This window comes from Mesorhizobium sp. CA7 (assembly GCF_020165015.1).
Lineage (GTDB): Bacteria > Pseudomonadota > Alphaproteobacteria > Rhizobiales > Rhizobiaceae > Mesorhizobium.
The window spans coordinates 14,367-35,483 of the sequence record NZ_JAIUHH010000003.1 but is presented as its reverse complement, the minus strand read 5'-3'; the positions used below and the strand labels follow the sequence as shown (position 1 = coordinate 35,483).

Annotated in this window: 22 protein-coding genes and 1 tRNA gene; 16 read left to right on the top strand and 7 right to left on the bottom strand. The window is 64.9% G+C overall.

Features of this window, described 5'->3' with window-relative positions; translation table 11 throughout:
• The first annotated feature begins 195 nt into the window (after positions 1 to 195).
• A tRNA-Ser gene (locus tag LB552_RS07815) sits at positions 196 to 285 on the top strand.
• A gap of 17 nt (positions 286 to 302) precedes the next feature.
• On the opposite strand, the gene LB552_RS07810 is transcribed toward LB552_RS07815, so the two are convergent.
• The gene (locus LB552_RS07810) at positions 303 to 533 is read right to left on the bottom strand and encodes a KTSC domain-containing protein (protein ID WP_224603461.1); all 231 of its coding nucleotides are present in this window, start codon (positions 531 to 533) and stop codon (positions 303 to 305) included.
• Positions 534 to 628: 95 nt separating this feature from the next.
• Between LB552_RS07810 and LB552_RS07805 the strand changes: the two genes are divergently transcribed.
• From LB552_RS07805 to LB552_RS07795, 3 genes are all read left to right on the top strand, one after another.
• Entirely contained in the window at positions 629 to 1,240 is a 612-nt protein-coding gene (locus tag LB552_RS07805; RefSeq protein WP_224603460.1) for an alpha-ketoglutarate-dependent dioxygenase AlkB, read from the top strand.
• 83 nt (positions 1,241 to 1,323) lie between these two features.
• Positions 1,324 to 1,719 (top strand): hypothetical protein, encoded by a 396-nt coding sequence (locus LB552_RS07800; protein ID WP_095766251.1) that lies wholly within the window; start codon positions 1,324 to 1,326, stop codon positions 1,717 to 1,719.
• Positions 1,720 to 1,798: 79 nt separating this feature from the next.
• Complete coding sequence (locus LB552_RS07795; protein ID WP_140846319.1) at positions 1,799 to 2,989, top strand: NADH-quinone oxidoreductase subunit D; 1,191 nt, start codon at positions 1,799 to 1,801, stop codon at positions 2,987 to 2,989.
• A 77-nt stretch (positions 2,990 to 3,066) separates the two neighbouring features.
• Here the strand turns inward: LB552_RS07795 and LB552_RS07790 are convergent, their stop codons facing one another.
• Complete coding sequence (locus LB552_RS07790; protein ID WP_095766690.1) at positions 3,067 to 3,501, bottom strand: hypothetical protein; 435 nt, start codon at positions 3,499 to 3,501, stop codon at positions 3,067 to 3,069.
• Between the two features lie 301 nt (positions 3,502 to 3,802).
• Here LB552_RS07790 and LB552_RS07785 point away from each other — a divergent pair, with 301 nt between their 5' ends.
• Entirely contained in the window at positions 3,803 to 3,985 is a 183-nt protein-coding gene (locus LB552_RS07785; RefSeq protein WP_224603456.1) for a hypothetical protein, read from the top strand.
• A 38-nt stretch (positions 3,986 to 4,023) separates the two neighbouring features.
• Here the strand turns inward: LB552_RS07785 and LB552_RS07780 are convergent, their stop codons facing one another.
• From LB552_RS07780 to LB552_RS07770, 3 genes are read right to left on the bottom strand one after another with little or no spacing between them, the layout of a single operon-like run.
• Positions 4,024 to 4,815 (bottom strand): sugar isomerase domain-containing protein, encoded by a 792-nt coding sequence (locus LB552_RS07780; protein WP_140846318.1) that lies wholly within the window; start codon positions 4,813 to 4,815, stop codon positions 4,024 to 4,026.
• 22 nt (positions 4,816 to 4,837) lie between these two features.
• A complete protein-coding gene (locus LB552_RS07775) occupies positions 4,838 to 5,605 on the bottom strand; it encodes a GntR family transcriptional regulator (RefSeq protein WP_140846317.1) in 768 nt (255 codons plus the stop codon).
• On the bottom strand, positions 5,602 to 6,474 hold the full coding sequence (locus tag LB552_RS07770; protein WP_224603455.1) for an ROK family protein: 873 nt from the start codon (positions 6,472 to 6,474) through the stop codon (positions 5,602 to 5,604). The genes LB552_RS07775 and LB552_RS07770 overlap by 4 nt, the downstream gene beginning before the upstream one ends.
• Before the next feature lie 280 nt (positions 6,475 to 6,754).
• Between LB552_RS07770 and LB552_RS07765 the strand changes: the two genes are divergently transcribed.
• From LB552_RS07765 to LB552_RS07755, 3 genes are read left to right on the top strand one after another with little or no spacing between them, the layout of a single operon-like run.
• Positions 6,755 to 8,047 (top strand): ABC transporter substrate-binding protein, encoded by a 1,293-nt coding sequence (locus LB552_RS07765; RefSeq protein WP_224603452.1) that lies wholly within the window; start codon positions 6,755 to 6,757, stop codon positions 8,045 to 8,047.
• Positions 8,048 to 8,085: 38 nt separating this feature from the next.
• Positions 8,086 to 8,976: a carbohydrate ABC transporter permease gene (locus LB552_RS07760; protein WP_224603450.1), complete on the top strand. Its 891-nt coding sequence runs from the start codon at positions 8,086 to 8,088 to the stop codon at positions 8,974 to 8,976.
• Positions 8,973 to 9,833 carry a carbohydrate ABC transporter permease gene (locus tag LB552_RS07755; protein ID WP_224603449.1) on the top strand — a complete coding sequence of 287 codons (861 nt, stop codon included), beginning with the start codon at positions 8,973 to 8,975 and terminating at the stop codon, positions 9,831 to 9,833. The genes LB552_RS07760 and LB552_RS07755 overlap by 4 nt, the downstream gene beginning before the upstream one ends.
• A 14-nt stretch (positions 9,834 to 9,847) precedes the next feature.
• Here LB552_RS07755 and LB552_RS07750 read toward each other — a convergent pair whose 3' ends face one another.
• Together LB552_RS07750 and LB552_RS07745 are read right to left on the bottom strand one after the other, a co-directional pair.
• Positions 9,848 to 10,438, bottom strand: a complete 591-nt coding sequence (locus LB552_RS07750) for a hypothetical protein (RefSeq protein ID WP_224604691.1) — start codon at positions 10,436 to 10,438, stop codon at positions 9,848 to 9,850.
• Positions 10,439 to 10,521: 83 nt separating this feature from the next.
• Entirely contained in the window at positions 10,522 to 11,706 is a 1,185-nt protein-coding gene (locus LB552_RS07745) for a Gfo/Idh/MocA family protein (RefSeq protein ID WP_224603447.1), read from the bottom strand.
• 191 nt (positions 11,707 to 11,897) lie between these two features.
• Here LB552_RS07745 and LB552_RS07740 point away from each other — a divergent pair, with 191 nt between their 5' ends.
• The 8 genes from LB552_RS07740 (at position 11,898) to LB552_RS07705 (ending at position 21,040) form a co-directional block, all read left to right on the top strand.
• Positions 11,898 to 12,797, top strand: a complete 900-nt coding sequence (locus LB552_RS07740; protein ID WP_224603240.1) for a MurR/RpiR family transcriptional regulator — start codon at positions 11,898 to 11,900, stop codon at positions 12,795 to 12,797.
• Positions 12,798 to 12,968: 171 nt separating this feature from the next.
• Positions 12,969 to 13,751: an SDR family oxidoreductase gene (locus LB552_RS07735; RefSeq protein ID WP_224603238.1), complete on the top strand. Its 783-nt coding sequence runs from the start codon at positions 12,969 to 12,971 to the stop codon at positions 13,749 to 13,751.
• Positions 13,727 to 15,274 carry a mannitol dehydrogenase family protein gene (locus LB552_RS07730; RefSeq protein WP_224603236.1) on the top strand — a complete coding sequence of 516 codons (1,548 nt, stop codon included), beginning with the start codon at positions 13,727 to 13,729 and terminating at the stop codon, positions 15,272 to 15,274. Before LB552_RS07735 ends, LB552_RS07730 begins: the two co-directional genes overlap by 25 nt.
• A gap of 19 nt (positions 15,275 to 15,293) precedes the next feature.
• A complete protein-coding gene (locus tag LB552_RS07725) occupies positions 15,294 to 16,205 on the top strand; it encodes a sugar phosphate isomerase/epimerase family protein (RefSeq protein WP_224603234.1) in 912 nt (303 codons plus the stop codon).
• A 52-nt stretch (positions 16,206 to 16,257) separates the two neighbouring features.
• Positions 16,258 to 17,310, top strand: a complete 1,053-nt coding sequence (locus LB552_RS07720) for an ABC transporter substrate-binding protein (protein ID WP_411908997.1) — start codon at positions 16,258 to 16,260, stop codon at positions 17,308 to 17,310.
• Between the two features lie 219 nt (positions 17,311 to 17,529).
• Entirely contained in the window at positions 17,530 to 19,074 is a 1,545-nt protein-coding gene (locus LB552_RS07715; RefSeq protein WP_224603769.1) for a sugar ABC transporter ATP-binding protein, read from the top strand.
• Positions 19,071 to 20,057, top strand: a complete 987-nt coding sequence (locus LB552_RS07710; protein WP_140846304.1) for an ABC transporter permease — start codon at positions 19,071 to 19,073, stop codon at positions 20,055 to 20,057. The genes LB552_RS07715 and LB552_RS07710 overlap by 4 nt, the downstream gene beginning before the upstream one ends.
• Complete coding sequence (locus LB552_RS07705) at positions 20,054 to 21,040, top strand: ABC transporter permease (RefSeq protein ID WP_140688410.1); 987 nt, start codon at positions 20,054 to 20,056, stop codon at positions 21,038 to 21,040. The genes LB552_RS07710 and LB552_RS07705 overlap by 4 nt, the downstream gene beginning before the upstream one ends.
• Positions 21,041 to 21,117: the final 77 nt, after the last annotated feature.

The following is a 21,117-nucleotide window of genomic DNA, read 5'->3' as shown; positions in this document are numbered from 1 at the left end:
GCGGCAATGCCAATATGGCTTGGCATTCGCTTTAGGATCGACTAGATGAGCCCCGCGCCTGTTTGCCTAGACGGCTAGCGGTGCCGGGAAGGGTTGCCTGCCGGTTGAGGGCACACCAGATATCCGTTGAGGACTTCCCATGGGAGCATCTCCCCAACCCGCGCGGCAAAACCGGCCGACGCGAGATGCCAAGACGGAGAGGTGGCCGAGTGGTTGAAGGCGCACGCCTGGAAAGTGTGTTTACGGGAAACCGTAACGCGGGTTCGAATCCCGCTCTCTCCGCCATTTAACTTCATTGATTTCTATATTTTTTCGGAGCAGGCCGAGCCTTCATGCGCGACCAGGTGATATCTGAAACGGTCGCGAACGAATTCGTTGAAGAACTGCCCTTTTGAGAAGGCCGCCTTGAAAGCCGTGTAGACCTCGGGTCCTACGTCCTCATAGTCATAGCGCTTGCCGGTCGGAACGAACCATACCGAGAGGACCCGCCTCGACGGATCGTAATGGATAGTCCGGATCGCGGTGGAAGGCATGTGCCGCCTCCTGCTTCCAACGCTTAATTCTTCGTGCGCCGCGAGGTTCCGCCGTGCCGGCTTGCACAAGAGGCCCGATTGCCTATCTGAGCCGCATGACATCATTGAAAAACCGAGCTGCCGGCGACGCTTTCCAGGGCGATCTGTTCGGTGGGCCTGCAAGCCAGCCGCCCATGCCCGTAGGCTTCTCCTACCAGCCGGACCTGATTGCCCGCGACGAAGAACACGAGCTGGTCCGTCATATCCGGGGCCTGCCCTTCAAGCCGTTCGATTTCCACGGCCATCTTGCCAACAGGCAGGTCGTCGGCTTCGGCTTGCGCTACGATTACGAACGCCGCCAGGTCGTGGAAGCGCCGCCCATACCGGACTTCCTGCTTCCGCTTCGCGCCAAGGTCGCCGCTTTTGCGTGCGTCTCCGCAACAGAGTTCGCGCAAGTGCTGATCAACGAATATCGCCCGGGCGCGGGCATAGGCTGGCATCGGGACAAGCCGCATTTCGAGCTGGTCGCCGGCGTTTCCCTGCTGGCGTCCTGCAGCTTCCGGCTGCGCCGCAAGAACGGCGCGGCATGGGACCGTGAAACGATCGAGGTCGAGCCCAGATCGCTCTACCTCATGGCAGGGCCGGCCAGGCACGAGTGGGAGCACAGCATCCCGCCCGTCGAACGCCATCGCTATTCGGTGACGTTGCGGACAATGCGGGCTCTTTAAGCAGCCGCGCCGGCGATTATCCGGGAACCATCGCCGGGTGCCAGGGTTGTGTCGTCAGGTTTTCCAGATGGAAAGGAAAGACGATGCGCATGTTGACGATGGTCCTGACACTGTCGGCAATGGCATTGGCGCAACCCGCTTCCGCTCAACGCGCCGATCCGCAGCCGCCGCAAGCGACGCCCCCTGCCCAGGAGCCCATCCCCGGCCAGCCGCAGCCCGGCCAGGACGATGCCGCCCAGAACGTCACCAACATCGTCGTGGTGGCAATGGAGGACCTGCCCTCGGAAGTGAAGGCGCAGGCCGAAGCCATAGTCACCAGGACGACCGCCAAGGAACTGGCCAAGCTGCAGAACTCGGTCGACGCCTCGCCCGAGGCGACGTCGGTTCTGCATGCGAACGGACTGAATTCCTCGCAGGTCGTTGCCGCCAACATCGACGGTGACGGCACGCTGACGCTGATCATCCAGACGACGGCCTGACCTTTGGGGGCATGACCCAGCCGAACGGCGGCCGACGGGCCGCGGTTCGCCTTCGATCCTCACTCTTGCGGAGGCCGTCATGACCGAAGCCGCGGTCCGCAACTTCATGCTCAACTTCGGGCCGCAGCACCCGTCGGCGCATGGCGTGCTCAGGCTGGTGCTGGAACTGGACGGCGAGATCGTCGACCGCGCCGATCCGCATATCGGCCTGCTCCATCGCGGCACCGAGAAGCTCATCGAATACAAGAACTATCTGCAGGCCCTGCCTTATTTCGATCGGCTCGACTACGTCGCGCCGATGAACCAGGAGCATGCCTTCTGCCTTGCCGCTGAAAAGCTGCTCGAGCTGTCCGTTCCCCGGCGCGGCCAACTGATCCGCGTGCTGTTTTGCGAGATCGGGCGGCTCTTGTCGCATCTTCTCAACGTCACCACGCAGGCCATGGATATCGGCGCCCTGACGCCGCCGCTATGGGGTTTCGCCGAACGCGAGAAGCTGATGGTGTTTTATGAACGCGCCTCAGGCGCGCGTATGCACGCGAACTATTTCCGCGTCGGCGGCGTCCACCAGGACCTGCCGGAAAAGCTGCTCGACGACATCTGGGATTTCTGCGATCCGTTCCTGAAGGTCTGCGACAATCTCGAGGGCCTGCTCACCGACAACCGCATCTTCAAGCAGCGCAATGTCGATGTCGGCGTGATCTCGCTCGACGACGCCTGGGGCATGGGCTTCTCCGGCCCCATGGTGCGCGGCTCGGGCGCCGCCTGGGATCTGCGCAAGGCGCAGCCCTATGAATGCTATCCCGAAATGGATTTCGACATCCCCATCGGCAAGCACGGCGACTGTTACGATCGCTATCTGGTGCGCATGGAAGAGATGCGCCAGTCGGTGCGGATCATGCGGCAGTGCCTGGAAAAGCTGCGCTCATCCGATGGCCGGGGCCCGGTCGCGGTGCCCAACCAGAAGATCACGCCGCCGCCGCGCGCCACCATGAAGCGCTCGATGGAAGCGACCATCCATCATTTCAAGCTTTATACCGAAGGCCACCGCGTGCCGCCCGGAGAGGTCTATGCCGCGGTCGAGGCGCCGAAAGGCGAGTTCGGCGTCTATCTGGTCTCGGACGGCAGCAACATTCCCTATCGCTGCAAGATACGCGCGCCATCCTTCGCCCATCTCCAGGCGATGGATTTCCTGTCGCGCGGGCACATGGTGGCCGATGTCGCGGCGATCATCGGCTCGCTCGACATCGTGTTCGGCGAGATCGATCGCTGACGCGGAGGAGAGCCCGGCGCCTCTCCTTCGTCTGCGTCAACCAGCGAGCCCGAGGCGATCCCGCCGACGGAACCGCTCTAGCGCATGAACACCGCTCTCAGCCACGCGAGAATGCCGGCGCCCGGGGAGATCGCCGCGCGCACGCGCGAAGCCGCCCAGCGGGCCGGCATGTTGGCGCCGACATGGCAATGGCAGACGACTTCATGCAGCTGCCAGTCGCTCATTTCGAAGAAGCGCTTGGCTTCGCCGTAAGTGTCGTCCCGCAGGCCTTGCGCGCGGAAGATCGGATCCTCGAAAGCGATGGTGATCGCCGAGCCGTCGATACGCATTCTTTGGCGCACATCGGCTGAGGCGTATTCGGTGCCCGCCAGCGCCGTGAGGCGGCGGCCGGGATTTTGTTCAAGAAGCTGCGCCCAGCGCTCAAGGCGCTGACCGCGATTGGCGATGAGAGCCGGTGCTTCGGTATGAACGTCGGCAACGGCGTTGATCTGATCAAGGGTTTGGTGCTTCACGGCCGTCTCCTGTGTCGGCAGATGGCCCCCGTCCACAACGGGATTTAAGGCGCCGACCGACGCCGGCAAGAGCCGAAACAGGCAGGTGAAATCATTTGATCATTGTCTGCCGCCGTCGCGCGCCGCGATCGTGTTGGAACCATCCGCGGGCGTGGCCGTTCTGCCAGCTTGCGCCGCCGATCGCTCCAGACGAAGCGTCCGAATGCAGCGATCACCTCCATCAGTTCAGATCGGGCAGGACATCCCGGTTTTTGGGATTCGCAGCAGGCCTTGCCAAGGCATCGAACGGAAGGAAAACGCGATGGCCATTCTCCCCAATCCGGACCCATCTCCCACGCCCGTGCCCACGCCGCCGCCCATCCCGGAACCGAAACCGGTGCGCGAACCGGAGCCGGACCGGCTGCCCGACGAGGAGCCGATCCCCAATCCCGATGAGAATGACGCGCCGCCCAGGCATTCCGCAGCCAGGCGGCGCCGAATTTGAGCGACTCGCGGGAGGCGCCTGATGCGCCTCCCGCCTGATCATTCCCCGCGCATCGTCGCCTGGAAGGTCGGCAGGTGCTTCTTCTGCGCCTCGATCATGCGTTCGCGGTAGACGCCGTAGATGACGTCGGTGTCGTGCAGCGTCACGCCCGCAATGGTCGGCGAGGCGAAGACCGGCAGCTCGATGCCGCGCTTCGACAATTGCTCGGCCGTGCGGGCGAGCAACTCATGCGCCATGATCATCGCCAGCACCGTCGACGAGCCCGACACCGGGCGGCTCCAGCCTTCGATCGGCACCACCGCGTCCTCGATCGGCGAGCAGGTGTCGATGACGAGGTCGGCGGCGTCCGCCAGCCGCTTGCCGGAGGAATGCGTGGCTGGCTTGTCGAGATTGTTCTTGCTGGTGACCGCTACGACGAAGATGCCGCGCTTCTTGGCGTAGAGCGCGGTGTCGATACCCGAGGAATTGCGGCCGCTATGGCCGAAGATGATGATGGAATCGCCCGTGTTCAGCGGCTGATGGTCGAGGAACTTCTCGGCATATTTCTCGGTCCGCTCCAGCCACAAAAGCTCGCGCACGCCGCCGGCGCCGAGCACGTTGTGCCACATCACACGCGGGTCGGTCAGCGGATTGAAGCCGACGAAGCTGCCATAGCGCGGAAACATCTCCTGCGCCGGCAGCACCGAATGGCCCGAACCGTAGAGATGGACCAGCCCGCCGTTTTGCAGCGTGTCGGCGAAACGGCTCGCCGCCTGGCCGAAGGCTTCTTCATTGGCCTTCGATGCCTGTTCGAGGAGGGCGGCGAGACGGGGAATGTAGAGATCGGACACTTCGGTACTCCTGTTGATCGTGTCAGCTTCTGGTGTTTGGGAGACGGCCGGCGCGCAGCGTCGAGCGTATCTCGTAGCGGTCGCCGCGCATGATCGAGACGGTGAATTCGAACGGGCCGCGCTCGTCGATGGTGATGCGCTCGACGACGAAGGCGGGACTGCCCGCGGGCAGGTCGAGCAGCTCGGCGTCGGCGGCGCTGACCGCGCCGACGCGGTAGTTCTCGCGCGCCTCGGCCGGCACGATGCCGTACTGACGCTCCAGCGCCTCGTAGAGCGAGCCCTTGAGCAGGCCGGCATCGAGAAAGCCCGGCACGCGCGCGGCCGCCAGTTGCGCCGTCTGGATGCCGATCGGCTCGTTATTGCCGAGCCTCAATCGCCGGATCCGCACGACAGGGTCGCCCTCCTCGATCTCCAGCGCGCCGGCCGCCGCCGCACTCGCCGTCGTCAGGCTGCAGTCGAGCAGGCGCGAGCCGGCGACCACGCCGATATTGCCCATCTCCTGGGTGAAGGAGGTGAGCTCGCGCGTGCCGGCGACCAGCGTCGCCGAGCGCACGAAGGTGCCCCTCCCATGCTCGCGCCTGAGCAGTCCGCTTTCCTCAAGATTGCGCAGCGCGTGGCGAAGCGTGATGCGGCTGACGCCGAACAGCGCGCAGAGCCGGTCCTCGGCCGGGATCTGGTCGCCGGTCGCCCACTCGCCGCTCTTGACGATGGCGCGGATCGCCTCCTCGACCTGGTACCAGAGCGGCTCCGGTCGCCTGCGGTCCGGCTGCTGAAAGCTCGCTTCGCTCATCGGATCTGTCTCCACCCGCTTCCCGCCTGTCCGGCAAGCGCAGCACCGACCAGGCCGGCGCGGGAGCCGAACAATCCAGGTCTAAGTTCGATGCCGCGCAGATGCGGCGGCAATTGACGCCGTAGCGCCGCAAGCAAAGGCGGCGCGATCACATCCAGCGCATCGGCCAGGCCGCCCGAGACCAGGATGACTCCTGGATCGAGCAACCCGACCGCGCCGGCCAGCGCCGTGCCGAGTTGGCGCGCCGGCACCTCGAGCAGGGTCTGCGCGGCAAGCTGGCCTGCTTTGGCGGCGGCGATCAGCTGGCGGCTGTCGGCCAGTCCGATCTGTGCGGCAAGGGCGTCCAGTGCACGGCCGGAGGCGACACGTTCCAGCCAGCCGCTGCGATCCTCGCCGTGGTCCCTGACGTCGGCGCTGGCCCAGCCGAAGGAGCAGGCGCCGCCATGCGCGCCGGCGACGATGCCGCCATTGGCCAGCACCGCCGAGCCGATGCCTGTCCCGATGGCCAGCAGGATCACGTCGGAGACGCCCTTGGCCGCGCCTTGCGCCGCTTCCGCCAGCAGCGCGATCTGCGCGTCATTGCCGACCGCCACGCGAAGGTCGGGAAACAGCGCCGCGACGTCGACGCCGTCGAGCCAGGGCAGATTCGGTATCCAGCGGCATGCGGAGCCCTCGACAAGTCCCGGCACGGCCAGCCCGAGCGCTTCAGCCTCGCCTGCGGCCGCAAGCGTGCGGACGCGCGTCACGAACGCGTCGAGGCTCGCCGGCGCCGACTCACGGACCTGGGGCACAAGGACGCCGATATCGCCCGTATGGATCGCGGCGCGCAGATTGGTGCCGCCGAGATCGATGGCGAGAACCCGTGTCATGTATGGCGGCTCCGGTCAGCATTTTTTCAGATGTCATTATAACGACATGATGCCGCTCGCAAGAGCCGCAAAGACGTCGACAGCTGCTTATTGATCGGTGATCGGCTAGGAAACCGCATCTTATCCTGCTGATCTATTTACATAATCTGAATGGATCGACGTCATCTAGTTTTTCATCTGCAAACGTGCTCCGAACCTTCGCGCGGAAGGGGGCTTGCGCCTTTGCTCAAAGTTGTCATAACGTCATCCACTCTGGTCATCGCTTATGTGGAGGACGCCGATGTCGCTTGCCTGGATCTCGAAGCTTGGATTCGCCGCGGGGCTTATTGCGCTGCCCGCGACCGGCTGGGCGCAATCGGTCAACATCTCCTACCTGACGCATTGGTCGCCGGAGACGGTGGCGCTGCTTGAAGCGGCGGCCAAGGATTTTTCCAAGGAGCACCCGGATGTCGCCGTCACCGTGCGTGCGGTTCCCTTCGGCGATCTCTTGACCACGTTGCGCTCGCAGGGCGGCTCGTCCGATGGTCCGACGATCGGCGGCATCTACGATCTGTGGCTGCCGGAACTGGCAAAGGACAAGCTCGTCGCCCCCGCTCCCGATGCGGTGGCAGCCGAGGTGAAGAGCGCCTGGCCGGCGGGCGTCGTCAGCGCCGCCTCGGTCGGCGGGACGCTCTACGGCATTCCGAACGAGATCGACGTCTACGCGCTGAACTACAACAAGGAACTGTTCAAGGAAGCGGGCATCGCCGCACCGCCCAAGACCTGGGCCGAACTCAAGGATGCCGCCGCGAAGCTGACCGACAAGGCCAAGGGCCAGCAGGGCTTCGGCATGATCAACTCATGGGCGGCGGGGGTGGTCCATCCTTTCGCCTCGCTGCTCGTCTCCAATGGTGGCAACCTGGTCAAGGACGGCAAGCCGGCGCTGGACAGTCCCCAGGCCGGCGAAACCTTCGCGCTCTATGAAGACTTGATAAAGTCCGGCGCGAGCAATCCGGCGATGGCAACGGCGGACGCCAACACCACGGGCCCGTTCCTCGACAATTTCGTCTCCGGCAAGACCGGCATGATCATCATGGCCAACTGGTGGGAAAGCGCGCTCAAGACCGGCATGGGCGACAAGTTCGCAAACATCGCCACCGCTCCCATCCCTGTCGGCCCAAGCGGCGACAAGCCGCATTCGATCTCCTATTCCTGGATGACCGTCGTCAACGTCAAGGCGGGCGAGGCCGAGCAGAAGGCGGCCTGGGAGTTCCTCGCCTGGCTGAACAGCCCGAAGTCGGGCAAGAACGGCGCCTCGGCCATGTCCGACATATTGATGTCGATGGGCATCCTGCCGTCACGCACCTCCGACATCGAAGCGCATAAGGACAAGCTCGGCTCCGAATTCCTGTCCGGCTACGTCTCGGTGCTTGCCGATGCGCGCCCCTTCCCCGTCGTGCTCGGCGGCCAGGAATTTTCGGAATCCCTGCAGCAGACGCTCGAGGCGTTGCAGTACGGCCAGGTCTCGGCCAAGGATGCGCAGGCGAATGCGCAGGCCGACGCCACGTCGATCCTGGAGCGCGCGGCGAAATAAGCTCGGGTCTTTGACCCGGAGCCATCGGAAGCAGGTGAATGGCCAAAGCTTTTCGTGCCTCGGCGGGCATCATGCTTGCGCCCGCCGTGACATTGATCGGCGTGTTCGTGCTGCTGCCGATGCTCCTGACCGTGTGGCTGTCCTTCCAGGACTGGTCGACGCAGACGCCCTTTTCCGACGCGAGCTTCGTCGGGCTTGGCAATTTCCACGAGATCTTCGGCCCCACCTCGGTCGGCCGCGATTTCAAGACGGCCCTGCTCAACACCACGATCTACACCGCGCTGTCCGTCGTTCTCATCCTGCCGCTATCGGTCGTCTTCGGACTGCTGGTCTACCAGCGCGACGTCGCCGGCGGCACGGCGCTGCGCACGGTGCTGTTTTCGACCTACATGGTGCCGATGATCGCGGTCGCGCTGGTCTGGTCGAAGCTTTATTCGCCAAGCGAAGGACCGCTCAACCAGCTGCTCGGCCTGGCCGGCATCGGTCCGCAGCCCTGGCTCTCCTCGCCGCGCTCGGCGCTGATCTCGATCGTGCTACTCAATGTCTGGCAGCAGGTCGGCTATTTCACGGTGCTCGCCATCGCCGGCCTGACGCAGATCCCGGGCAGCCTCTATGAGGCGGCGACGCTCGACGGCGCCAATGGACGCGAGCAGTTCCGCTTCATAACCCTGCCCTTGCTTCGCCGCACGCTTCTGTTCAGCGCGGTCATTGCCATCATCAATGCGGTGCAGGTATTCGAGCCGGTGGCGCTGATCACCCAAGGCGGACCGGTCGGCTCGACCAACGTGCTCACCTACCACATCCGCCGCGTCGGCATCGAGCGCGCGCAGGGCGGGCTGGGCTCGGCCATGGCGGTGATGCTGATGCTGTCGCTGATCGTCTGCGTCTCGGCGCTGTTTGCCTTTGCCAATCGCAAGGACAGCGAATGAGCGCTCCAACCCGATCGCTCACCCGCAAGCGCCCTTCGGGCCGCAAGGCGCTGCTCGCGACCGCAATGCTTCTGGTCGCCGTCGCCTCCGCCTTCCCGCTGGCCTGGATGGTTCTCTCCAGCCTGAAGACGCCGGCCGAGACCATGCAGGTGCCGCCGGTCTGGATCCCGCATACGCCGACCCTGGAGGCCTATGGCAAGGTCGCCGGCGTGATCAATGTCGGACGCTCGATGTGGAATTCCTTGGTCATCGCCACGATCACCACCGCCGGCATCCTGGTCACCAGCATGATGGCCGGTTACGCCTTCGCCAAATATTCCTTCCCCGGCCGCTCGCTGCTCTTCTCGCTGCTGATCGCCACCATGTTCCTGCCGCCGATCGTGACGCTGATCCCGCTCTACCGCATGGTCGGCTCGATCGGGCTGAACGCCAGCCTCGCCGGCATCATCGTGCCCAACCTCGCCAACGCCTTCGGCATCTTCCTGATGCGCCAGTTCATCGCCGGCGTGCCGGACGAGTTGATCGACGCCGCCCGCATGGATGGCGCTTCCGAGCTGCTCATCCTGTTCAAGATCGTGGCGCCGAGCGTGGCGCCGGCCATCGCGGCGCTGGCTCTGTTCGCCTTCGTCTATCACTGGAACAGCTATCTGTGGCCGCTGACCGTGCTGCAGGGCAATGCCGACGCCTATCCGATCGTCATCAGCCTGAGCCGGCTGCTCAGCTACAACCGCGGCGCCGTCAACACCGGCCTGGTGATGGCCGGCGCAACGCTCGCCGTGCTGCCGCCGCTCATCCTCTTCGTCTTCCTGCAGCGCTTCTTTGTCGATTCGATCGTGGGCTCGGCAATCAAGGGGTAGCTTGCGAGAGTCGCTCAGCCAGCCTCATCGACATTCGGCAATTCAAGCGCGGAACGCAGTAAGCCGCGATCCCGGCGGTAGAGAGTAGAATATGTGATCGGCTCCAACAAATCGGCGTGAGGCCGGAAATCCGCGATGCGCTTGTTGAAGGGTATGGTCCCGCAGCCTGGAACCAGACAATCCCGATTTCCCTTCGGACAGCGGTTGAAGGAGCAAAGCCGGCCAAGGTAACGGTCAGTGCCGGGCTCGAACAGGAAGACGTCGAGCTGATGGTCAGCGACACTGATGCCAAGCCCGGCCTCGAACGCCTGCCGCAGCGCCGCGGCGCCCTTACGGCGCAACTCGCCAAGCCGGTGTTGCGAGTCGACCCAGACAGCGAGGTCGAGGTCGCTGCATTCATGCCAAACTTCGATACGCGCGCGGCGGAAGTCGCTGAACCTCGGAATCTCCTTCCAGAGTGGTTTTGCCACTGATCCTATGACAGCGATCGCCTCGATCTCGGGGAACGCCATCCAGGACTGCGTGACGACATCGGCCGCTTGGCGGAATTCGCGCTGGCGCCGCAGGAGGTAACGGTTATGCTCTTCGATCTGCGCGCGCTTCATGGTTAACCGAGGCAGCTTCATCAAACTGCGTTTGCGGCCATCGGAGACTGAGTTCGGCAAAGCCGTCAAGAGTGCGACTGTCCTCACCCAAACCGCGCCGGCGTCCAAGCCCCACCAGCCGCGTTCGACTCCACCGCCGCGGCGACGAACTTCACGCCGCGCGCGCCGTCGACAACGTCGGGCACTTGTGCTGCCCGCGCGACATCGACCGCACCACCCGCGCGATGCGCGCGGATGATGTCCGCTGCGTCGCGGTAGAAATTGGCGAAGGCCTCGATATAGCCCTCGGGATGCGCCGCCGGCATGCGCGAGACGCGCCGGGCTTCCGCCGTCGAGTCGTGGCCGCCGCGCACCAGCGTGCGGGTTTCCTCGCCATAAGGCGAGAAGCGCAGTTCCTCCGGCCGCGATCCAAACCATTCGAGCCCGGCCTTCTCGCCATAGATGCGCACCGAAAGGTCGTTGTAGTGGCCGGGCGAGGTCTGGCTGGCGAGGATCGTGCCGCGCGCCCCGCCCGCCCAGCGCAGCAGCACATGCGCGTTGTCGTCGAGCCGCCGTCCCGGCACGGCGGTGAAGAGGTCGGCGGAAACCGCCTCGGCCTCGAAGCCGGAGACGAAGCTTGCCAGGTTAAAAGCATGCACGCCGATATCGGCGAGCACCGCCGACTGCCCGGCGCGCGCCGGATCGGTGCGCCATTCCGCCTGCTTCTGGCCCTCGGCGTCGATCGGCCTGGCTAGCCAATCCTGGATGTAGGCGCCATGCACCGAAACGATGCGGCCGAGCTCGCCCGCCGCCACCATTTCGCGCGCCTGGCGGACCATGGCGTAGCCGGTATTGTTGAACGTGACGACGAAGCGGCGCTGCTTCGCTTTTGTCAGCGCCACCAGCGCCTCCGCCTCGGCAAGCGTCGTCGACAGCGGCTTGTCGCAAATGACGTCTATGCCGGCCTCGAGGAACGCCGTGGCGATCGGCGCGTGCAGATGGTTGGGCGTGACGATGACGACCGCCTCGATGCCGTCGGCCCGCGCCGCTTCTGCCTTCGCCATGGCGCGGTAGTCGGCATAGCTGCGCTCCGGCGCGATGCCGATCTCCGCGGCGGAGGCGGCTGCGTTCTCCGGATCGGAGGACAGCGCACCGGCGACCAGCGCGATCTGGTCGTCGAGCCGCATCGCCAGCCGGTGCACGGCGCCGATGAAGGCGTTGCGGCCGCCTCCGACCATGCCGACCCGCAGGCGTTGACGCGAGGTTCCGTCGGCAGTTGCATAGACCATGACTGCGATTCTCCCAAGGTTCGGCATGCCGGCCGGCGCGGATGTTTTCGAAATGATATTTCTATTTTTTGTTTTGTAAAACGATTGTGCCGCGTTAGCTTTTTAACCCTAGGGACCAGGCGATCGGGCGCTTCCGGAGGACAGGATCCGATGACGCATCCGACGGTTGGGTCACGATGAGGCATATTTCTATGAGCGGCCATCGCGGAGCGGCTGACGAACCGTTCACAGATAGTCTGGAGACGGCGGCAAGAAAACGGAGCCGTTCGCTGGCAGCACTTGGCTACACGAAACCGCAAACCTACGAGGAATTGCGGGCGGTGCTTGCGTCGGGGACCGTGCATTTCCCAAAACGGCTTCGCCAGGTGGCGATCTTCCTCTGGCAGAACCCGAGCGAGGTGGCGCTTGGCACGATCGCGCAGGTGGCGGACCAGGCCGGCGTGCAGCCTTCGACCCTGGTGCGCTTCGCCCAGATCTTCGGCTATTCGGGCTTTTCCGATTTCCAGCTCCTGTTCAAGGACCGCATGAAGGGCTCCTGGCCGGACACGCAAGGCGGCCAGGACAAGGCCGCGGAGCCGAACGCCAACCTGCATTTTCTCAACGGCATGGTCGGTGCCTGCCAGGCCTCGCTCGGCCGCATCGGCAACGATCTCGATATCGCCGCTTTCGAGACGATGGTCGATCATCTGGCGGCGGCGGAGCTGATCTATGTCATCGGCAGCAAGCGCGCCTTCCCCGTCACCACCTATCTGTCGCTGACGCTCTCGCAGCAGGGCGTGCGCAACGTGCTGGTCGACAATGTCGGCTCGACCGCGCTCGACCAGGTCGGCTGCATCACGCCGCGCGACGCGGTGCTGGCCGTCTCCTTCAGCCCCTACAACTCGATCACGCCCGACCTCGTCGCCGTGGCGCATGAGCGCAAGGCGCGCATTCTCACCATCACCGACAGCACCTTTTCGCCGTTGGCAAAACTCTCCGACACCTGGCTGGAAGTGGTCGAGCAGGACTTTGGCGGTTTCCGCTCGCTCGCCGCCTCGCTCGCGGTCGGCATGGCATTGGTCCACGGCGTCGTCGCGCAGCGGACAGGCTGACAAGAGCAATTCCAGGAAAAGTGTGAGCGGTTTTCCGTCCGGAATTGCGAAAGGCAGGCAGATAGGCCGTTCACCGGTTGCATGAAAACGGCGAACCGCTCTCGCACGATTGACTAAAGAGAACCGTCGTTCCATATTTGAAAAAATGGAAACTTTGTTCCGGGAAGAGGAATGGAGGTTCGTCTCGACGGCAAGGTGGTGCTGGTCACCGGCGCGACGCAAGGCATCGGCCGGGCGATCGCCGAAACGCTTGCGCGCTCCAGCGCCGCCGGATTGCTGATCACCGGGCGGGACCAGAAGCGCGGCAATGCTGTCACCGCCGAACTCTCGGCCATGGGCACTCCCGCCGCCTTCGCTGCTGCCGATCTCGGTGATCCCAAGGCCCCGGTGCGGCTGGCGCAAGCCTGCATCGAGCACTTCGGTCGCATCGACGGCTTGGTCAACGCCGCCGGCCTGACCGACCGCGCTTCTTTCGTCGATGGCACGCTCGACAACTGGGCGGCGCTTTTTGCCGTCAACGCCCGCGCGCCTTTCTTCCTGATGCAGGCGGCAATCGCCGATATGAAGAAACGCGGGCAGGGCGGCTCGATCGTCAACATCCTGTCGATCAACGCGCATTGCGGCTCGCCGGAGCTCGCCGTTTATTCCGCCACCAAGGGCGCGCTGGCGACGCTGACCAAGAACGCCGCCAACGCCCACCGCTTCGACCGCATCCGCGTCAACGGCATCAATGTCGGCTGGACCGACACCCCGGCCGAGCGCGTCATGCAGGCCGAGACGCTCGGCCACGGTCCGGGCTGGCTCGACGCGGCCAATGCGACGCAACCCTTCGGCCGGCTTTTCTCCGTGACCGACATCGCCAATCTTGCCGTCTTCCTGCTTTCCGACGCGGCGGGCCCTATGACCGGCGCGCTGATCGACCAGGAGCAATGGGTGATCGGAGCCAATCGGTGAGCGCCGAGAAGCTCAGCCCTGCCCTGCTCGGCCGATTGCCGTTAGAGGTCCGCAAGCCGGCTTACGACCGCGCTGCGCTGAAGCCAGGCATCGCCCATATCGGCGTCGGCGCCTTCCACCGTTGCCATCAGGCCGAATACACCGACGATCTTCTGGCGAAGGATTTCGACCGCTGGGGACTGGTCGGCATCAACATTCGCCCTCCCCTGCTGGCCGGCACGCTGGGGCGCCAGGACGGTCTCTACACGCGGCTCATCCGCCAGAACGACGAGGTCGAGGCGCGCGTCATCGGCAGCATCGTTCGCGTCGTCGACAGCCAGGACAGCGCGGCGCCGGCGCTGGATGTGCTCGCCTCGCCCGACATCGCGACGGTCACCATGACGGTGACCGAGAAAGGCTATTGCCACATCCCCTCGAGCGGCGCGCTCGACCTCGACCATCCTGACATCGCGCACGACCTCGCCAATCCCGAGGCGCCGCGCAGCGTGCCCGGCATCCTGGCGCGCGCGCTGGAATTGCGCATGGCCACGCATGGCAGGCCGGTGACGCTGCTCTCCTGCGACAACATCCCGACCAACGGCGTCATCCTTGGCAATGTCGTACGCAAATTCGCCGAACGGCGCGGCGGCAAGCTGGCGGACTGGATCGAAGCCAATGTCGCCTTCCCCTCGGCCATGGTCGACCGCATCGCGCCGGCGACGACCGAGGCCGATATCGACACCGTCGAGCAGCGCTTCGGCTACCGCGACGGCGCCGTCGTCGTCGGCGAGCGCTTCCGCCAATGGGTAATCGAGAACCGCTTCGCCGGCCGCGTGCCGCGCTGGGATCTTGTCGGCGCGACCTTCGTCGACGACGTGACGCCATTCGAACACCTCAAGATGCGCGTGCTGAACGGCGCCCAGACGACGCTCAGCTATCTCGGCGTTCTGGGCGGCTTCGAGCACACGTTCGAGACGATTGCCGACCCGCTTCTGGCCCGTTTCGTCCGCCGCATGCTCACCGAGGAAACACTGCCGACGCTGATGCCCGTGCCCGGCATCGCGCCGGCCGCCTATGTCGAGCAGAGTCTGTCGCGCCTCACCAACACGGCGATACACCATCGCAACCACCAGATCGCCACCGACGGCTCGCAGAAGATCGTGCAGCGCCTGCTCAACCCGATCCGCGATCGGCTGGCGAAGGGCGAGGGCATTGCGCTCCTCTCGGTGCCGGTCGCCGGCTGGATGGCTTATCTGATCAAGGCTTCTTCCCGCTTCGGCCGCGCCTGGCAGGTGTCCGATCCCTTTGCCGACAGGATTGCCGCCATTGCCGACCGCATCGGTGCGGACAGCAAAGGGCTCGTCGATTCGATCCTCGCCATCGATGCTATCTTCAACCCGTCCTTGGCCGCCAACGCGACATTCCGGGCGCATATCATCGCCGCGCTTGATGGTTTGCTTTCAGGCGATCCGATGGGCTTTGTCGGACAGGTCTGCGCTGGGCCAACCGATGCGCGGTTGAAGCAGCCGGCGCGATCTGCATAGTTAGCAACCGGGAGGGATCATGAAGCTTGGACTGCTGACAGCACCATTCCCCGACACGCCGCTCGGCGAAGTCGCCGACTGGGCGTGCTCGGCCGGCTTCGAGGCGCTGGAAATCGCCTGCTGGCCGAAGACTTCCGGCGCCAGCCGCCGCTACGCCGGCACCAGCCATATCGACGTGGACGTCCCGGCCGCTGAGGCCAAGGACATCGCCGACGAGTTCGCCGGCAAGGGCCTGGCCATCTCGGGTCTCGGCTTCTATCCCAATCCGCTCCATCCCGACCAAGCGCATCGCGAAGCAGTGATCGACCATCTGAAGAAGGTGATCGTGCTTGCCAGCCGCATGGGCGTGCCGCTCGTCAACACCTTCTGCGGCGGTGACGCTTCGAAGACTATCGACGCCAACTGGGAAGATGCGCAGAAAATCTGGCCGGCGATCATCGCCCATGCCCGCGAGCATGGCGTAAAACTCGCCTTCGAGAACTGCCCGATGATCTTCAGCTATGACGAATGGCCGGGCGGGCACAACATCGCCTACTCGCCCTATGTCTGGCGCCGCATCCTGGAATCCTGGGGCGGCGATGTCGGCATGAACTTCGATCCCTCGCATCTCGTCTGGCAGATGATCAACAAGGAGCGCTTCATCCGCGAGTTCGGCGCAAACATGCTGCATGTGCATGCCAAGGATCTGATGATTGATCATGATGGTTTGTACGAGCGCGGAATCCTTTCCGCTGGCATAGGCTGGCAGGTGCCGCGCATGCCGGGGCTTGGGGATATCGACTGGAGCAGGATTTTTTCGGGCCTCTACCGGGCCGGCTATGACGGACCGGTCGTCATCGAGCATGAGGACCGGCGCTTCGAGGGGACGGATGAAAAGGTCAAGCGCGGCTTCCTGCTGGCCCGCGACGTGCTGCGCCCCTTCATCAAATGACGAAAGCTTGGCTCCGACTGAATCAGAGCCTGGAACCGAACTGAAAAGATCAATGTGGAGGAGTACTGAAATGAAAAGACATCTGACCGTGGCCTCGCTCCTTGCCGGCGCCGCGCTGCTTGCCTCGGCGGGCGCCTCGGCCGCCGCCGGCAAGTACACGATCGGCATTTCCAACACTGTGCAGGGCAATGGCTGGCGCGAGGAAATGATCTGTGCGATGAAGGCGCAGGCGCTCGCTTCGGGCGAAGTGGCGAAGCTCAACATCGCCCACCGCAACACCGACGCTGCCGGTCAGTTGGAAGACATCCGCAACCTGATCAGCGCCAAGGTCGACGCCATCGTCGTCAACCCGGCCGATCCGGCCGGCATCAAGGCCGGCCTCGAGGAAGCCACCAAGGCAGGCATCGTCGTCGTCGCCGTCGACCAGGCGGTAACCGAGCCGTCCGCCTACATCATCTCCAACAACCAGGAACAATATGCCTATCTCGGCGCCAAGTGGCTGTTCCAGCAGATGGGCGGCAAGGGTGAGGTGCTCTACATGCGCGGCGCCGCCGGCGCTTCGGCCGACTCGGATCGCGACAAAGGCTTCAAGAAGGCGCTCGCCGAATTCCCAGACGTGAAGGTCGCGCAGGAAGTCTTCACCGGCTGGCAGCAGGATCAGGCCAAGCAGCAGATCCTGTCCTTCCTCGCCACCGGCACCCCGATCAACGGTATCTGGACCTCGGGCATCGACAACGTCATCGTCGATGCGCTGGTCGAGCAGCAGGCGCCGATGGTGCCTGTGGTCGGCGCCGACAATGCCGGCTTCGTCGGTCAGTTGAGCTCGGTCAAGGGTCTGGTGGGCGCGGCCGTCACCAATCCCGGTTCGATCGGCGGCGCCGGCGTGACGCTGGCGCTGCAGATCCTCGACGGCAAGAAGCCGGCGCAGCAGACCGTCCTGGTCGAGCCGCAGCTTTGGGAAAACGCCACCGACGAAGGCAAGGCCAAGCTGAAGAGCGTCGTCGACCCCTCGCTCAGCCCCGAATGGCCTGTCTCGATCTCGATCCCGGATTGGACGACCTACACCAAGGATCAGATCATCGCCTGCAAGGGACCGGGCGAATAAGCGACGAAACCCTCTTCTGCCTTCTCCCCTTGTGGGAGAAGGTGGATCGGCGCGTAGCGCCGAGACGGATGAGGGGTATTCCAGGGAACGCCAACGTCTCACTCCGCTGGAGCACCCCTCATCCGTCGCCTTCGGCGACACCTTCTCCCACAAGAGGAGGTCAGCCGCGGCCTGCATCGGTTTTTGGAACGAGAACCACACCATTTGACAACAAACCCGTTGCCGCAAAGCCCTCTCCTCGACGCCACCGGCGTAGCGAAGAACTATGGTGCAGTTGCCGCGCTGCGTAACGCCTCGCTGTCCGTGCTGCCGGGCGAGGTGCACGCGCTGATGGGCGCCAATGGCGCCGGCAAGTCGACGCTGGTGAAGATCCTGACGGGGGCGATCAAGGCGGACGCCGGGCGCATCCTGATCCGCGGCCAGCAGCTCGATGTCCGCTCGCCCGCCGCCGCCCGCCGCGCCGGCCTGCTGCCGGTCTACCAGGAACCTTCGCTGATCCCCGACCTCGATGTCCTATCCAATCTGCGGCTCACCGGCACGCCGGTCGAGCCGTTCCGCGCCTGGGTGCGCGAGCTCGGCATTCCCGACCTCGATATCCGCGAGACGGCGCGTCATATCCCCTTGGCCATCCTGCGCGTGCTCGACTTGGCGCGCGCGCTCGCCGTCGAACCCGACGTGCTTCTTCTCGACGAGATGACCGCGGCGCTACCGGCGAACCTCGCTGAGAAAGTGCTGGAAGTCGTGCGCCGCCAGGGCGACGCCGGCCGTTCCGTCATCTTCATCTCGCACCGTTTCGTCGAGATCTCCGCGCTCTGCGACCGCGCCACCGTGCTGCGCGACGGCGCAACCGTCGGCGTCGTCGACATTGAGCCCGGCATCGAGGAAAGAATAGTCGAGATGATGCTCGGCACCCGCATCGAGAAGACGCGCGTCGCCGCGCGCGCAGCCAGTGAGATGGCAGGCGCCGGCGGCGGTCGTCCGCGATTGTCGGTCCGCAACCTGCAGCTAGGCACCAAGCTCAACGACGTCTCCTTCGATCTCGCCAATGGCGAGGTCGCCGGCGTCTTTGCACTCGAAGGTCAGGGCCAGGACGAGCTCTTCGCCGCGCTTGCCGGCTCGATCCGTCCGACCGGCGGCAGCATCGACGTCGACGGCGCGCCGGTCAAATTCTCGCATCCGGGCGACGCCATCCAGGCCGGCATCGCCTATGTGCCGGGCGACCGCGCCGAGGCCTTGGCCATGCAGCGTTCGGTGCGCGAGAACATCGCGCTGCCCTTCAGCGCGGCGCCGCGCAAATGGGGCCCGATCCGCATGCGCCGCGAGCAGGTGGTGGTTTCCGGCGCCATCGGCAGGTTGCAGATCGATACCCGCGCCCAGGGCGAAGTGCAGCGCCTGTCCGGCGGCAACCAGCAGAAGGTGACCATCGCTCGCTGGATCGCCGCCAACGCTCGCACCATCCTTTGCTTCGACGCGACGCGCGGCATCGATGTCGGCACCAAGCAGGAGATCTACAAGCTGCTGCGCGAGCTCGCCGGCCAGGGTAAGTCGGTGCTGTTCTACACATCCGAGATGGAAGAGGTGCAGCGTGTCTGCGACCGCGTCATCGTCATCTTCGGCGGCCGCGTCGTCGACACTTTCCCGGTCGAAGAAGCCGACGAAGCGGCATTGATGCGGGCCGCCTACGGCCTGCCGCGCGGCGCCAGGGCGGATGTCGGCATCCTTGCCGAGGTCAAACCCGGTTCCAGCGCCGAGGCCGCGTCATGAGCCGCTTCTTGCGAAACCAAGGCTGGGTGGCAGGCCTGTTCGCCCTGCTGATCTTTGTCTTCGTCGTCACCAAGCTGATCCAGCCGGGCTATGGCAGCGGCGACTTCGGTTCCCTGGCGCGGGCGGTTCTGCCTTACGCCTTTGCCGTCGCGGCCCAGACCGTCGTCGTCATCGCCGGCGGCATCGATCTGTCGGTCGCCGCCATGATGGCGCTGACCAGCGTGACCGCTGCCTCGATGATGAACGGCGCCAGCGAGGAATATGCATTGTTCGTCGTGCCCTTTGTGCTGGCCATGGGGCTGGTGCTCGGCGCGCTGAACGGCGTGCTTATCGTCGTCACGCGGGTGCCCGACATTGTCGTCACCTTGGCCATGCTGTTCGTGCTGCAGGGCGCGGCGCTGCTGGTGCTTGGTGCTCCCGGCGGCGCCGCCGCCGAGTGGCTGAAGGCCAGCGTCATCGGCACCGCGCCCATCCCCGGCCTGCCGGACTGGGCCGACGCCTGGGTGCCGAAAGCCCTGGTGCTGCTCGTCGTCTGCCTCTGCATCGTGTGGATTCCGCTCAGGCGCTCGCGGCTTGGCCTCTCCATCTATGCCATCGGCAGCGACGAACTCGCCGCCTTTCGCAGCGGCGTGCCGGTGGCGCGCACCAGGATCGTCGCCTATGCGCTCTCCGGCCTGTTCGCCGCGATGGGCGGATTGTCTCTCACCATCAGCACCGGCATTGGCGCGCCCATTCCCGGGCCTTATCTGCTCGCCAGCGTCGCCGCCGTCGTGCTGGGCGGCGTCGCGCTCGGCGGCGGCAAGGGCGGCCTGCTCGGGCCGATCATCGCCGTCTTCGTGCTGCGGCTGGTGCGCACCGATCTGACGCTTCTGGCCATCGATCCGAACGTTACCGCCATCATCGAAGGCGCGATCATGGTCGCGGTCGTGATGTTCGGCGCCTTCATCACCATCCGCGGCCGTCCGGTGGGAGCAACGCCATGACCGACATCGCGACCATGCCCCAGCCGGTCTCGTTCGGCCGCCGCTTGAAGCGCTTCATGGCGGACCGGCCGCTCATCCCGCTGATCATCCTTTTGATCGTCCTCGTGGCGATCCTGCAGGTCCTGCGTCCGGGCATCGTCAACGAGCGCTGGATCGCCAACACGGCGAAATTCGCCATCCCGCTGGCGATCCTCGCCGGCTGCCAGACCATGACCATGCTGACCGGCGGCATCGACCTTTCGGTCGGCACCGTGGCGACGATGAGCGCCTTCATCATGGCGACGCAAATCGTCAACCAGGATCCGGCGGTGGCTTTCCTGCTGGCCATGCTGCCCGCCGTGCTGATCGGCCTCGTCAACGGCATCGGCGTCGGCGTGTTTCGGGTGCATCCGCTGATCATGACGCTGGGCACCAGCCTGATAGGCACCGGTTTCCTGCAGGTCTACCAGCGCACCGTCATCGCGTCCGGCGCCAGGATTCCCGATTTCCTCAACTGGCTGGGCACCGGCCTCACCTACGGCTTTCCCAACGCGCTCTTCCTGTTCGTGCCGGTGGCGGTGCTGATCGTCTTTATGCTGAACCGCACCGGCTTCGGCCGCCTGCTCTATGCCGTCGGCGACAACGAACGCGCCGCGCGCCTGTCAGGCGTCCGCTACTGGCAGGTGATCACGGCGCTCTATGTCCTCTCCAGCCTGCTCGCCGGCATCACCGGCCTGCTCTATATCGGCCTGATCAAGGCGCCCTCGCTGTCGCTCGCCGAGCCGCTGGTGCTGCCTTCGGTGGCGGCAGCCGTCATCGGCGGCACCTCGATCTTCGGCGGTCGCGGCGGCTACACCGGCACCATCGTCGGCGCGCTGATCCTGACGGTGCTGACGACGCTGCTCACCATCCTGCAGATGCCCGAAGGCGGCCGCCGCATTTTGTTCGGTTTCATCGTGCTGTTCGTGACGGCGGCGTATTTGAGGATCATCGAGGATCGGTAGTATTTGAGCTAAGGCATGTCGCGCAAAAGTGTGCAGCGGTTTTGCGGCAACGACATGCACAAAATAAGCGGCTCATC